This window comes from Bradyrhizobium barranii subsp. barranii, from assembly GCF_017565645.3.
In the GTDB taxonomy this organism is placed as follows: domain Bacteria; phylum Pseudomonadota; class Alphaproteobacteria; order Rhizobiales; family Xanthobacteraceae; genus Bradyrhizobium; species Bradyrhizobium barranii.
Window position 1 is genome coordinate 3375558 of sequence record NZ_CP086136.1, and the last position, 13516, is coordinate 3389073.

Genomic DNA, 13516 nt, shown 5'->3' on the forward strand with positions numbered 1-13516 from the left:
CAGCGACCGCCGCGCCTATCCCGGTAGCCTACGCTTCCGAAGGATCGAGCATTTCGCCGATCTTGTTGACGGCGACATTGATCGACATGCCCAAATAGTCGCCGGGATCGCCGAACCACGAGCCAGCCAACGGCACGGCCTGGCCCGGATGCCGCGCGATGGCCACCGGAATGAGGTCGAAGCCGGCGCTCAAACTGTTGGTTGGATCGTAATCCAGCCAGCCGGCGCCGGGCAGGAATACCTGCACCCATGCGTGGGTCGCGCCGGAGCCGGTCATGCCCACGGCGCCGCCATCGAGCGCCGCATCGTAGAGATAACCGCTGACGAAGCGTGCGGCAAAGCCGAGCCGGCGCAACGTCTCGATCATCAGCCAGGCGAAGTCCCGGCAGGTGCCCGATTTCGTGCGCAGCGTTTCGCCGGGTGACTGTGTGCCTTCGGCATCTCTGCCGCGATAGCTGAAGTCACTCCGAAACTTGCCGAGCATTCGGCGCAGCACGTCGGCGGTCTGATCCTGATCGCCGGCAACGAAGCTCTTGGTCCACGCCGCATGACTGCCGTCTGCATCGTCGGCATGCGGGCGCAGGTAACCGGCAAGGTCGGTCCATTCGTCCGGGGTGTACTGCACCGGGACCTCCTCGGCCCGGGGCTCCAGCGGAAATGTCTCCAGGCCTTTGACGCCGAAATAGACGCCACGAACCCTGAACGTGAATGTCAGCTCGCTGCCGGGTTCGCTGAAGTCCATCACCGTGACGGCATTGGAGCGGGAGTCGGTGACCCAATGCACCTTTGACGGCAGGCTGGTAGCAGCGGACCAGCGAAGCAGCCGGGTCGAGGCGCCGCGCCGCGGCAGGAACATCGCCCGGTGCGTGCCGAACCTCACCGGCTTTGCATAGCGGTAGGTCGTGGTGTGCGTGATCTCGCCTATGATCGCCATGCATCGATCCGCTTCGCATTGCGGGGCTCGTTGAGCACCTTCCGCACAAGAAAGAGCAGGGACCAGCTTTCGGCTCGGCCGCTGCTGCCCATTGATCTAGATCAACGTCGTTCCCGGGATCGTCTGGCCCATCAAGCGATCACGCATTCCTTCAGACGTTGATGTGCAAACCGACCGAATGGAGCGATGGACATGGGTATCCTTTGGACGATCATCATTGGATTTATCGTCGGCGTGGTCGCGAAATTCATCATGCCCGGCGACAAATCCGAGCCCACGGGGTTCATCCTGACGACGGTTTTGGGGATCGTCGGTGCGTTCGTCGCGACGTGGCTCGGTCAGGCCGTGGGATGGTATAAGTTCGGGGAGGGCGCCGGCTTCATCGGCAGCGTGGTCGGCGCCATCATTCTCCTCTTCCTGTACGGGCTTGTTATGGGTCGTCAGGGCCGCGCCTGATCGACCCGAATGATCTTGCTGCGCATGAAAATCAAATTGTCAGTCGTCGCGATGCTCGCGACGATCGTACCGGGAGTCATGTCAGGATCGGCGCGAGCCGCAGCCCTCAGCGATGCCGAGGCGACGTTCCTTGACCAGCTCGTCACCGCATCGGTGGTGCTGGAGCAGCGATGCGACGGTTACGAGGTCGACGGCGCCGGCGGCGTTCAACTCGGCGCCCGGCTTCTCGGCAGCCCTGAGGCGGCGATGGCCATGATCGACGCCTATGCTGCAGCCATCAAGGCCCGCGACGGCGAGACCTACGATCCCGGTAAATTCCGCCCCGAGGTGCGTGAGGCGGCCGGCAAAACGTTCAGGCGCGTCCGGACGGACTTGATCAAGAACCCGACAAGGGGCTGCGCTGACTACGGCGATGCCAGCGTGGACCGCGGTTTGCTGAGGCGGTACTGAACGCGAACAAGCTCTGATTGAGAAGGACCTGTCACTCGCGTCATGCTATCGTCTGTTCCGGGACGTGCATTGCCGTCCCAGGCAACAAGAACAGGGAGGATGGCTATGAAGACGTTAGCGATGTCAGCGTTGATCCTTGCTACCTTGTCGATCGCGCCGGTGAGCGCCGCACCGATCGGTCCCGCGGCTCACCTGAACCCAAACCAAGGTCCGGGATGCTCGCTCTCCGGCGGCGCGGTTGCGAATTGCAAGAACGTCCTCAACTTCAAGTCCTACTACGAGTGCCGCAGTAACCGCATGGAGCGAGGCTGGACGGGCGTTGAGAGCGGCTACTACTGCCGGGCTCTCGACCTCAAATAAGAGCGCGGGTCAGTTCAGAATTTTGGGAGGCCGCCTGCGTTGGCGGCCTCTTCTATCGCGATGAGTGTCAGGCACGCATCCCGATCGCCGGACGAAATGGCGGGCCGTCCCAGGGCTGCGGTGCGGCGGCATAGCGGTCGAAGCGCATTGTGTGGCTGGCGAGCCCCTGGCTCAACACGCGCAGGCTGTTCGCATAGCCGAACATCGCTATGAGCGGTACCGTCGCATCGATCGCGACCGTGTCATCGTCGACGACCCTGGAGTGGGCGGTCCCACGCCGTGATGTCAGGTCGTCAACGATCGATTGTGCGAACGGCGTCGGTGTCACCACTTCGACCTTCATGATCGGCTCAAGCAAGACCGATTCTGCCGTTTGCAGCGCCCTGCGGAACGCGGCATTAGCCGCGATCTCGAAGGCGAGCGGTGAAGAATCGACGTCGTGATACTTGCCGTCGATCAGCTGGACCCTGACGTTCACCACCGGAAAGCCCGCAATCACGCCGCAGGCCAGTACGCTTTCGAGCCCTTTCTCGATCCCGGGCATATATTTGTTCGGTAGCGCATCCACACCAGTCTTGCGTTCAAGCTGGTATCCCGTGCCAGGCTCATTCGGCTCGATGGCAAGCTTGACGGCGGCAAACTCCCCCTTGGGCCCGTAGATCTTTTTGTGAGTGTATTCCGCCTCCGCACGTTTGGTCGGATGCTCGAGAAATGCCACCTGCAGGGCACCAATATTGACGGCTATTCCAGAGGTCCGGTTGAGGGCGTCGATCGCGCTCTCGATGTGGGTTTCGCTCGTTCCCTTCAGGATGATCTGAGCAGAGTCTTGATCGACCGACACGGCGAGCGCTCCGTCCTTGGCGGTGAGCTTCAAGAGCGCAGCAACGAGCTTCTCATGATCGGCCCTGGACTTCGCTTCGATGGCGACGTCAACAAGCAGGGGTGGCGTGCTCACATCATGCGGCATTGTAAGACCTGTAGCGTTGCCTTGGTCTAGCGTCAGCTCTCCTCACCCGCAATCCTCGCCAGATAATCCGACTTGCTGAACTGCATGTGATCCACACACAGCTGCGCCAGCGCCCAGCTGTCGCGGCCCTTCAACAGCTCGATCATCAGCTCGTGCTGGCGCCGCGATTGCGCAAGTCCCTCGCGGTCGGCGAGGTTCTTGGCGCGCATCGGCAGCGTCAGGCTCATGTAGTCCTGGAGCGAGCGGACGAGATAGGGATTGCCGCAGGCCGAGAACAGCGCGAGGTGAAAGGCGTCGTTGGCCTCGTGAATGCCGCGCAAATCCTGCACGTCTGCCCTCGCGCAATATTGCCGTTGCAGCCCAGTCAGCTCGTCGATCAGGGCTTGCGGTGCAGGCAGGGGGATCATCAGCGCGGCCTGTCGCGTCAGCATCTCGCGGACCTCGTAGATCTGCCGGACTTCCTCGGCCGAGTAGAACCGCACGGTGGCGCCGACGTTCTTCTCGCGGCGGACGATGCCGCGGCGCTCCGCATCCACCAGCGCCTGGCGCACGAAGTGCCGGGAGGTGCCGTAGCGCGACATCAGCGCGTCCTCGGTGAGGCGCGCACCCGGCGGCAGGCGGCCGAAGATGATGTCCTCTTCCAGCCGCGCGACGACGTCGTCCGGATCGTCGCGCCGGACCGGCATGGCGTCTTCGGTGCGAATGTCGGACATGCCCTCAGCCTCCGGCATCTGCCGGTTCGTCTTGTGGAGCAGGGCGAGGCCGGATTGTCAATAATTTGTGTCCGCAGGCAGCGTCTGGAGCCAGAGAGCGCGGCGATCCGGCCCAATCTTATTGACAATCAGGGGGCAGGCTGTAGCACAATGGCAAGCGAGAAGGAGCGGCATGATGACGAGTGGTTTGCGCAAGGGTCTGACGAGCTATGGCGATGCCGGCTTCTCGCTGTTCCTGCGCAAGGCGTTCATCAAGGCCATGGGCTATTCCGACGACGCGCTGGAGCGCCCGATCGTCGGCATCACCAACACCTATAGCGACTACAATCCCTGCCACGGCAACGTCCCGCAGATCATCGAGGCCGCCAAGCGCGGCGTGATGCTGTCGGGCGCGATGCCGTTCGTGTTTCCGACCATCTCGATCGCCGAGAGCTTTGCGCATCCGACCTCGATGTATCTGCGCAATCTGATGGCGATGGACACCGAGGAGATGATCCGGGCCCAGCCGATGGATTCGGTGATCGTGATCGGCGGCTGCGACAAGACCCTTCCTGCGCAGGTCATGGCCGCGATCAGCGCCGATTTGCCGACCGTGGTCATTCCCGTCGGTCCGATGGTGGTCGGCCATCACAAGGGCGAGGTGCTCGGTGCCTGCACCGATTGCCGCCGTCTCTGGGGCAAGTATCGCGCCGGCGAAATGGATGATGCCGAGATCGAAGCGGTCAATGGCCGCCTCGCGCCGTCGGTCGGCACCTGCATGGTGATGGGCACGGCGTCGACCATGGCCTGCATGATCGAAGCCATGGGCCTGTCGCTGCCGATGAGCGCGACGATTCCCGCGCCGCATGCCGAACGCTTTCGTCTGGCCGAAGCGAGCGGCAGGGTTGCCGCCGAGATGGCCAAGGCCAAGGGGCCGAAGCCGAGCGAATTGCTGACGCCGGCTTCGTTCAGGAATGCGCAGGTCGTGCTCCAGGCGATCGGCGGCTCGACCAACGGCCTGATCCATCTGACGGCGATGGCGCATCGCTCGCCCCACCGCCTCGATCTCGAGGTGTTCGACCAGATTGGCCGCGAAGTGCCGGTGCTGGTCGACCTCAAGCCGTCGGGCGAGCACTACATGGAGCATTTCCACCACGCCGGTGGCGTGCCGAAATTGCTGGCGCAACTCGGCGATCTCGTCGATCTCGACGCGAAGACCATCAGCGGCCAGACGCTGCGCGATGTCGTCGCGAATGCGGAGGACGTGCCGGGGCAGGATGCGATCCGTCCGCGCGACAATCCAATCAAGAAGGAAGGCGGCCTTGCCGTCCTGCACGGCAATCTTGCCCCGCGCGGTGCCGTCATCAAGCAGTCGGCCGCGAGCCCCAAGCTGTTGCAGCACACCGGGCGCGCGGTGGTGTTCGAATCCGTCGAGGACATGACCTTGCGGGTCGACCATCCCGATCTCGACGTGAACTCCGACGACGTGCTGGTGCTGCGCAACGCCGGCCCCAAGGGCGCGCCCGGCATGCCGGAGGCGGGTTATCTGCCGATCCCGAAGAAGCTCGCGCGCGGCGGCACCAAGGATATGGTGCGCATTTCGGATGCGCGCATGAGCGGCACCGCGTTCGGCACCATCGTGCTTCACATCACGCCGGAATCCGCTGTCGGCGGACCGCTCGCGCTGGTAAAGAACGGCGACATGATCCGGCTGGATGTTGCCAAGCGCAGCATCGAGCTGCTGGTCGATGCCGCCGAGCTGGAGCGTCGGCGCGCCGCATTGAAGCCGGCCGCAGCACCCGATGAGGCGCGGCGCGGCTACGCCTGGCTGTTCAACGAGACCATCATGCAGGCCGACGAGGGCTGCGACTTCGATTTCATGCAGAGGACTGGGAAGCAGACTGAGAAGGGGTGACGAACCACCCGAACGAGCGCTCAGACCGCACAAGCGGCGGGCGATAAAACAGGGGGAAACGATGATTGCACGATCCATGCGTGGGTTGGTGGCCATGGCCGCCGTACTTTTCGTCACCGGGGCCGGGGCACAGGAGGTGAAGCATTATCGCTTTGCCTACGATCAGCCGCGCAACACCGGCTATTCCATCGCGGGCGACCTCTTTGCCGACAAGCTCAAGGAATTGAGCAAGGGCACCATGATCATCGATCAGTATCCGGGCGCGCAGCTCGGGCAGGAGCCGCAGGTGCTCCAGCACGTGAAGGCCGGCGACATCGAATTCGCCATCATCTCCTCGGCCAACACCGCGACGATCTCCCCGCAGGCCGGCGTGATGTCGCTGCACTTCCTGTTCCGCGACGAGAACCACGTGGTCAAGGGGCTGGCCGATCCCCGCGTGTTCGAAGCGCTCAAGACCATGATCGATGAGACCACGCAGGGCCTGCACGTGATTGCGACCGGTTCGCAGGGTGTGCGCCATATGTACTCCAAGAAGGAGATCCACAATGTCGGCGACATCAAGGGGCTGAAGATCCGCGTCCAGGCGACCGCGACCGAGGACATGATGTTCCCGGCCTACGGCGCTCAGACCGTGCACATGCCGTTCGGCAGCGTCTACACGAGCTTGCAAACCGGGGTCGTCGACGTCGCCGAGAACAGCATCAACGTCTACCTCGTCAACAAGCACTACGAGGTCGCCCCGGTCCTCAACATCACCGAGCACGAGGCCAACAACGCGCTGGTGTTCGTCTCCGACAAGCTCTGGCAGAGCCTGTCGGCGGAGCAGAAGGGGTGGGTGCAGGCGGCGGCCAACGAGGTCAGCACGAAAGAGCCGCAGAAGGCGTTCGACCTCGAGCGCACCGCGGCCGACAAGCTGAAGAAGATGGGCGTGAAGATCGTCGACAACGTCGACAAGAAGAGCTTCACGGTGATCGCCGATCCCTATCTCGACAAGCTCGCCAAGGAGCTCGGCCCGCATGCCGAGAAGATCAAGAATTTGATCCGGTCGGTGAACTAGTTACAGCAAAGTCGTCATGCCCGGGCAGAAGCGCGAAGCGCGCCTTCGCGCCAGATGTCCCGGGCATCTACGTTCTTCCTTCGAGCCCGCACCAAGTGCGTGGATGGCCGGGACAAGCCCGGCCATGACGGAAAGCTGCAGCCGGGAGCAACAATGCCCATCGCCGACAAACTGCTCGTTCAACGCCAGCGTCACCTCAAGTGGCGCTGGCTCGACTGGCTCGAGCTTGCGCTGATGATCCTCTGCGGCGTGCTCTGCTTCGGCTTCTCGCTGTCGGTCACCGCCGACATCGTCACTCGCACCATCGGCCACCCCTGGCTGTGGCTTCAGGAAGTCACCTCGACGCTGTTCATCTATGCGATCTTCGTCGGGACCGCGGTCGCGACCCGGCGCAACGATCACCTCTATCTCACGGCGATCTCCGAAGCAATGCACGGCACGGCGCGGCTGATCGTCGAAGTGATCATTCGTCTCGTCGTGCTCGGCGTCGCCTTCTGCCTGATCTGGTACGGCTATCAGAACTATCTCCGCGGCTTCGGCAGCTTTCGCTTGCCGTCTGGCACTCCGATCGCCTCGCTCTATGCGATCATCCCGCTGTCCGGCGTGCTGATCGGCCTGTTCACCATCGAGCAGCTCGTCAACGGCTTGCGCAACGGCTTTGACCATCACGAGCCGCCCGAAGAGGACGGAGCGCCCGTCATCACGGACGTGCAGATGAGGGCGCAGCCGTGAGCGCACCTGTTGTCCTGGCGTTGATGTCGATCTGCTTCCTGTCGTTCGGATATCTCGGCGTGCCCGTGCCGTTCTCGCTGATGGCCGGCGTGTTCATTGGTGCGCTCCTCTCCGATGTCTCGCTGGCCGCGATCATCCAGAAGATATTTGACGGCGTGGACTCCGAGGCGTTGCTGGCGATCCCGTTCTTCCTGCTGGTCGGCGAGCTCATGAGCTCGGCCAACGTGGTGGTACGAATAGCCAACCTGTCAGTATCGCTGGTCGGACACATCAGGGGCGGGCTGTCGCAGGTCGTCGTTGTCTTCAGCATGTTCTTCTCGGAAATGTCGGGCTCGACCACCGCCGACGTCGCCGTGATGAGCCGTGCGCTGGGCGGTCCGATGAAGCGCGAGGGCTACGAGCCCGCCTTCATCGCCGCGATCATCGCGTCTGCCTCGACCATCGCGGCGCTGGTGCCGCCGAGCATCACGGCGGTGGTCTATGGCGCGGTCGGCAACGTCTCGATCGCCGGCCTGTTCATGGCGGGCGTCGTGCCCGGGTTGATGATCGGCTTCGGCCTGATGATCTACTGCTACTTCTTCGGCCCGTCCGGCCTGCGCAAGCCGCGCGCGCCGCTGCGGCAGGTGGTGTTCGCCGCGGGTGACGCCGCCCTGCCGCTGATGATCCCTGTCATTTTGCTCGGCGGCATCCTCACCGGCTGGTTCACGCCGACGGAAGCCGGCGTCGTTGCGGTGGTCTGGATTGTCGTCGTCGTGATCCCCGCGCTGAACCGCGGGCATATCAAAAAGATCCCATATGATTTCTGCCTTGCAGGCCTGATCTTCTCGCTGCCGCTGATCACGATCGGCGCCGCCAATGCCTTCGGCTGGATGCTCGCTTACTTACGCGGTGCGAGTTACATCGCCGACATGATCACCTCGATTGCCGGCAACGATCCGCATCTGATCATGCTGCTGATGGTGCTGCTCTTCACAGTGGTCGGTGACTTCATCGAGCCGGTGCCGACCATCATCATCTTCATGCCGCTGGTCAACGCGCTGACTGAGGCCGGCGATATCAACGCCGTGCATATGGGCGTGGTGCTGATCGCCACGCTCGCCTTTGGCCTGATCACGCCGCCATACGGCCTGGTGCTGCTGATGGCCTCGAAATTCGTCGGCATCAGTTTTGCCAAGGCCTTACGCGCCGCATTGCCGATCTATGTGGTGTTCCTGGCCACGATCGCGTTCGCGATCTACTTCCCGAGCGTGGTGCTGTGGCTGCCGCAGAAAGTGCTGCCGGAATCGGTCGGCTGCTTCAAGTCGCCGGCGGGGACAGGCTACATCTGTCCTAAGTGACGAGCGGCGTGCCGTGGCTGTTCTTGAAATAGCTGCCGGCGAGCGATTTCGCCATTCCCTGCATCACCGCGTCGTGGCAGACGAACAGGAAGTCGTCGTCAGGATGACGGTCGAGCCATGCGGAGACGCAAGCCAGCGACCGTTCCGTCATGGCGTCCCAGTTTTCGCCGTCGGCGGGGAGGATCGAGACTAGGCCCGTCGCCGAGTTGACGCCGTGCTTGATCATGAGGTCGCGGACGGGGAGGCCCTCAAAGCTTCCGAAATCGAACTCGATGATGCCGTCATCGATCGAGAGCGGCACCGAGATGGCGTCTGCGATGATCTCGGCCGTTCGTGCCGCGCGCACCAGCGGGCTCGCGACGATTCGGCTGATGCCGATACCGCGCAACATGTCCGCGGCCTCGTGCGCCTGCGCGAGGCCATCCGCGTTCAGCGGGTTGTCGGTTCGTCCCTGAAACAGCCCCTGCCTATTCCAGTCGGTCGCGCCGTGGCGCAGGCCGCAGAACGAGCGCGCCGGTGCCGGCACGCTCACTTGCCCTTGCTCGTGAATTTCTTCACGGCGACGCGGAAATCCTCGGTGTTCATCGCCATGATGATCTTGTGCTCCTCGGCATCGAGCTGCTGCTTCACCGGCGTGGTCGCGGCCTGGTAGACCAACGACTTGGTGCCGGCGATCGCCGCCGGCGGATTCTGCGCCAGGCGCTCGGCGAGTTTTCGCGTGGCCGCCTTCAACTCCGCGGCGGGGACGACCTTCGCAAGCAGGCCCCATTCATGGGCCTGCTGCGCGGTAAAATTGTCCTCCGACAGGAATATCTGGAGCGCACGTCGCGATCCGACCGTACCGACGATTCCGACCGTCGAGCCGCCGTCCGGCGACACCCCGATCTTGGCATAGGCCGGCGTGAACTTGGCATCCTCCGCGGCGATGCAGAGATCGGTGACGAAGGCGAGGCCCATGCCGGCGCCGGCCGCCGAGCCGTGCACGCTGGACAGCGAGATCTTCGGCATGCGCCGAATGATCTCGATGAAGGCGTGATAATGCTTCAGCAACTCGCCGACCACCGGCGTGACCGTGCCGGCTTCTGCCGCAGCGCCGATCGTCTGCAGATCGCCGCCGGCCGAGAAGGCGCGGCCTTCTCCTTCGAGCACGATGACCCTGATGTCGTCGGCGCCTTCGAGATAGGCCGCGAGCTGTTCGAGCTTCTGCGCGATTGCAAGGTTGACCGAGTTGAACGCGGCGGGGCGGTTGAGCGTGATGGTTGCGATCGGGCCGTCGATCCGCAGCAGGGCGGGATCGTCGGGTTTGGAGACGGGAGCTGGCATCTGGAATATCCCCGGCATGAGGTCGTTGCTGCAACTAAATCGCAGAAGGTCGGGGGTGACAATCCCCGCATGCCGCTCTTGCGCAGGACGGAATGATGGGCTCAAATGGGCCGCCTTCGTTTAGGAACGGACACGAGCGCCGGCTCCTCCTGGGCAAGCCAAGCCAATATCAGCGAGAGAGGAGACGGCATGGGTGACGCTCGTGTCTCCGGAAATGGGCTGTTCCAATGACGGGTGGTCCGGTGATCATTGTCGGTGCCGGCCATGGCGGCTACCAGGTCGCGGCGTCCCTGCGTCAGGCGGGATTTTCCGACCGCGTCTGCCTGATCAACGACGAGGCGCATCTGCCTTATCAGCGGCCGCCGCTGTCCAAGGCCTATATCAAGGGCTCGGCCGGGCCGGAGAGCCTGATGTTCCGGCCGGAGAAATTCTACCAGGATCAGAAGATCGAGCTGATCGCGGGCCGCGCGGTGTCGATCGATCGCGCCGGCCACAAGGTGCATCTCGCATCCGGCGAGACGCTGCCTTACGGCCACCTCGTGCTGGCCACGGGCGCGCGCAACCGGCTGCTTGATTTGCCGAATGCGAATTTGCCCGACGTGAAATATCTGCGCATCCTCGACGACAGCGAGGCGCTGCGACAGATCATGCCGTCGAAGTCGCGTGTCGTGGTGATCGGCGCCGGCTTCATCGGCCTCGAATTCGCGGCCACCGCGCGGATCAAGGGCCTCGAGGTGGACGTGCTCGAACTCGCCCCGCGCGTGATGGCGCGCGCGGTGACGGCGGAGGTCTCGGAGTATTTTCAGGCGCGGCATCGCGAGGCCGGCATCCGCATTCACCTCGGTGTGCAGGCAACCTCGATCGAGGCTGAGGGCGGCAAGGTCACCGGCGTTTCCTTGAGCGACGGAAGGCATCTGCCGGCCGACCTCGTCGTGGTCGGTGTCGGCGTGCTGCCGAACATCGAGCTTGCGGCGGAGGCGGGGCTTGCCGTCGCCGCCGGCATCATCGTCGACGAATATCTCTCGACGTCCGATCCTGACATCTCCGCGATCGGCGACTGCGCGCTGTTCGCCAGTCCGCGCTTCGGCGGATCGCAGCGGCTGGAGTCGGTGCAGAACGCCACCGATCACGCCCGCTGCCTCGCGGCGCGGCTGACCGGCGACCGCAAGGCCTACGACAGCCATCCCTGGTTCTGGAGCGACCAGGGCGACGACAAGCTCCAGATGGCGGGGCTGACCACCGGCTACGACCGCGTCGTGCTGCGCGGCGATCCCGCGAAGAAAGCGTTCTCGGCGTTCTGCTACAAGGGCGACAGACTGCTCGGCATCGAGTCGGTCAACCGTGCCGGCGACCACATGTTCGGTCGCCGCCTGTTCGGACTGGAGCGCTCGATCACGCCGGAGCAGGCCGCGGATGAAGGCTTCGACCTGAAGAGTGCGCTGGCCTGATCATCCGGCCTTGATGACGGCGGCGACTTCCGCGGCCGTCGGCATCGACGGCCCGGCGCCCATGCGCTGCACGCTGATCGAGGCGGCCGCGTTGGCGAAAGCGAGCGCGGTACGCAGGGACACGCCCTCCGCCAGCTGCGCCGCGAGCGCGCCGACGAAGCAATCGCCGGCGCCGGTGGTGTCGACCGCTTTCACCACGCGGCCGGGCACCGCGAATTCCTCGCGGCCGGCGAGCGCGAGCACGCCCCGCTTGCCGAGCGTCACGCAGATGATCTGGTCCTCGCGTGCCTGCAGTTGCCGCGCGACGTCGACGATTGTTGCGGCCTCGTCGCCGTCGGAGAGCTCCACGCCCGCGAGGAAGCCGAGCTCGGTCTCGTTCAGCACGAGGATGTCGACGAGCGCCAGCAGCTCGGCGGACATCTTTTGCGCGGGTGCTGGGTTGAGCAGCGTCGTGGCGCCGGCGCTACGGGCGCGCTGGAAGAAGGCGGCAATCGTCGGCAGCGGAATCTCGAACTGGCTGACGGCCACATCGCCCTTCGCCAGCGGAACGTTCGCGACATCGTCGGCGCCGACCAGCGCATTGCTGCCGGGGATGACGACGATGGTGTTGTCGGAGGCCGCGACGGTGATGATCGCGGTGCCGCTATGCGTGTCGGCGTCCCGAACAGAGCCGAGCTCGATGCCCTGCGCACCGAGGAACGTTCGCAACTCAGCGCCAAACGAATCCTTACCAAGCCGGCCGATCAGCGTGGTCTTCGTACCGAGCCGTGACGCCGCGACGGCCTGGTTCGCGCCCTTGCCGCCGGGAAAATACAGCACCTGCCGGCCGGCGACGGTCTCGCCGACCTTGGGATGGCGATCGGCGGTCGCCACCACATCCATGTTGATGCTGCCGGCGATAAAGACGCGCCCCATGATATGCCCTTACAAAATCCTAGACCCTGACTTCGAACTCGTGCCTGACTTTGGCAATGTCCACAAGGGTCGGCAGGCCGGCCTCGTTGCCGAGGCGCTGGATCTTGAAGGTCGAGGCGGCGCGGGCAAAATCAAAGTGCTCGCGCCAGCTTTTGCCGGGATGGGCGAGGTAGGAATAGACATAGGCGCCGTGGAAGACGTCGCCGGCGCCGTTGGTGTCGATCACGCGCTCGCGCGGGATCGGCATCGCCGGCATGACCTCGACCGCACCCGTTTCATTGTACCAGAGCAGACCCTTCTCACCCATGGTGACGCCGCCGATCTTGCAGCCGCGGCTCTTGAGGTAGTCGAGCATCTTCTCGGGCGTCAGGTCCATCTGCTCACACAGGCGTTCGGCGACGATGGCGACGTCGATGAATGCGAGCAGCTCATGCGTGTTGGTGCGCAGGCCGCCGCCGTCGAGCGAGGTCAGGATTCCGGCCTCGCGGCAGACCTTTGCATAGTGGATCGCGGCATCGGGCTGATGGCCGTCGATGTGCAGGGCGCGGCAGCCGCCGAGATTGAGCATCGGGAACGGATGGATGTGCTCGTCGTCGCGGCAACGGACGATGGCGCGCTTGCCGTCCTTGGGCATGATGAAGGACAGCGAGGACTGATTCACCTTCCGCCCGTGCAGCGAGATCGCGTATTTCGCGCACATGTCCTGGAACATGCGCCCCAGCCAGTCATTGGCCGCCGTGGCGATGAGATCGGGCACGATGCCGAGCTTGGCGCAGCAGAACGCCGCCGTCACCGCGTTGCCGCCGAAGGAGACCGCGTAGTCCGTTGCCACGTGCTTTTCGTCGCCGGTCGGCATGTGGTCGGTGATGAAGACGACGTCGATATAGGTCTGACCGATAAAGAGAGCCTGCATTGGTTGTCCGTGATGCG

15 protein-coding genes are annotated in these 13516 nt (G+C 64.0%); 8 read left to right on the forward strand and 7 right to left on the reverse strand.

Features of this window, described 5'->3' with window-relative positions; translation table 11 throughout:
* Window positions 1-28: 28 nt before the first annotated feature.
* Window positions 29-934, reverse strand: coding sequence for a transglutaminase family protein (locus J4G43_RS16175; RefSeq protein WP_208085555.1), 906 nt, complete (start codon window positions 932-934; stop codon window positions 29-31).
* A gap of 192 nt (window positions 935-1126) precedes the next feature.
* Here J4G43_RS16175 and J4G43_RS16180 point away from each other — a divergent pair, with 192 nt between their 5' ends.
* From J4G43_RS16180 to J4G43_RS16190, 3 genes are all read left to right on the forward strand, one after another.
* Entirely contained in the window at window positions 1127-1390 is a 264-nt protein-coding gene (locus J4G43_RS16180) for a GlsB/YeaQ/YmgE family stress response membrane protein (protein WP_028146794.1), read from the forward strand.
* A gap of 24 nt (window positions 1391-1414) precedes the next feature.
* A complete protein-coding gene (locus J4G43_RS16185) occupies window positions 1415-1840 on the forward strand; it encodes a hypothetical protein (protein WP_085404551.1) in 426 nt (141 codons plus the stop codon).
* Between the two features lie 105 nt (window positions 1841-1945).
* A complete protein-coding gene (locus J4G43_RS16190; RefSeq protein WP_135216299.1) occupies window positions 1946-2200 on the forward strand; it encodes a hypothetical protein in 255 nt (84 codons plus the stop codon).
* A gap of 67 nt (window positions 2201-2267) precedes the next feature.
* Here J4G43_RS16190 and J4G43_RS16195 read toward each other — a convergent pair whose 3' ends face one another.
* Window positions 2268-3167, reverse strand: coding sequence for a translation factor GTPase family protein (locus tag J4G43_RS16195; RefSeq protein ID WP_208085562.1), 900 nt, complete (start codon window positions 3165-3167; stop codon window positions 2268-2270).
* A 32-nt stretch (window positions 3168-3199) separates the two neighbouring features.
* Window positions 3200-3880 (reverse strand): GntR family transcriptional regulator, encoded by a 681-nt coding sequence (locus J4G43_RS16200; RefSeq protein WP_208085563.1) that lies wholly within the window; start codon window positions 3878-3880, stop codon window positions 3200-3202.
* Window positions 3881-4055: 175 nt separating this feature from the next.
* On the opposite strand from J4G43_RS16200, the gene J4G43_RS16205 reads away from it, so the two are divergent.
* The 4 genes from J4G43_RS16205 to J4G43_RS16220 all read left to right on the forward strand — a co-directional run bounded on the left by J4G43_RS16205 (window position 4056) and on the right by J4G43_RS16220 (window position 8900).
* Window positions 4056-5774: an IlvD/Edd family dehydratase gene (locus tag J4G43_RS16205; RefSeq protein ID WP_208085565.1), complete on the forward strand. Its 1719-nt coding sequence runs from the start codon at window positions 4056-4058 to the stop codon at window positions 5772-5774.
* Window positions 5775-5835: 61 nt separating this feature from the next.
* Window positions 5836-6831, forward strand: coding sequence for a TRAP transporter substrate-binding protein (locus J4G43_RS16210; protein WP_208085566.1), 996 nt, complete (start codon window positions 5836-5838; stop codon window positions 6829-6831).
* A gap of 153 nt (window positions 6832-6984) precedes the next feature.
* Window positions 6985-7563 carry a TRAP transporter small permease gene (locus J4G43_RS16215; protein ID WP_208085568.1) on the forward strand — a complete coding sequence of 193 codons (579 nt, stop codon included), beginning with the start codon at window positions 6985-6987 and terminating at the stop codon, window positions 7561-7563.
* On the forward strand, window positions 7560-8900 hold the full coding sequence (locus tag J4G43_RS16220) for a TRAP transporter large permease (protein ID WP_166099373.1): 1341 nt from the start codon (window positions 7560-7562) through the stop codon (window positions 8898-8900). The genes J4G43_RS16215 and J4G43_RS16220 overlap by 4 nt, the downstream gene beginning before the upstream one ends.
* Here the strand turns inward: J4G43_RS16220 and J4G43_RS16225 are convergent.
* Together J4G43_RS16225 and J4G43_RS16230 are read right to left on the reverse strand one after the other, a co-directional pair.
* Window positions 8893-9432, reverse strand: coding sequence for a histidine phosphatase family protein (locus J4G43_RS16225; RefSeq protein ID WP_208085571.1), 540 nt, complete (start codon window positions 9430-9432; stop codon window positions 8893-8895). The genes J4G43_RS16220 and J4G43_RS16225 overlap by 8 nt on opposite strands.
* The gene (locus J4G43_RS16230) at window positions 9429-10223 is read right to left on the reverse strand and encodes an enoyl-CoA hydratase/isomerase family protein (RefSeq protein WP_208085572.1); all 795 of its coding nucleotides are present in this window, start codon (window positions 10221-10223) and stop codon (window positions 9429-9431) included. The genes J4G43_RS16225 and J4G43_RS16230 overlap by 4 nt, the downstream gene beginning before the upstream one ends.
* 227 nt (window positions 10224-10450) lie before the next feature.
* Between J4G43_RS16230 and J4G43_RS16235 the strand changes: the two genes are divergently transcribed.
* Complete coding sequence (locus J4G43_RS16235) at window positions 10451-11671, forward strand: NAD(P)/FAD-dependent oxidoreductase (RefSeq protein WP_208085574.1); 1221 nt, start codon at window positions 10451-10453, stop codon at window positions 11669-11671.
* Here J4G43_RS16235 and J4G43_RS16240 read toward each other — a convergent pair whose 3' ends face one another.
* Both J4G43_RS16240 and J4G43_RS16245 read right to left on the reverse strand, forming a co-directional pair.
* Entirely contained in the window at window positions 11672-12586 is a 915-nt protein-coding gene (locus J4G43_RS16240) for a ribokinase (RefSeq protein WP_208085577.1), read from the reverse strand.
* A 19-nt stretch (window positions 12587-12605) separates the two neighbouring features.
* A complete protein-coding gene (locus J4G43_RS16245) occupies window positions 12606-13499 on the reverse strand; it encodes a sugar kinase (protein ID WP_014496984.1) in 894 nt (297 codons plus the stop codon).
* Between the last annotated feature and the right edge of the window lie 17 nt (window positions 13500-13516).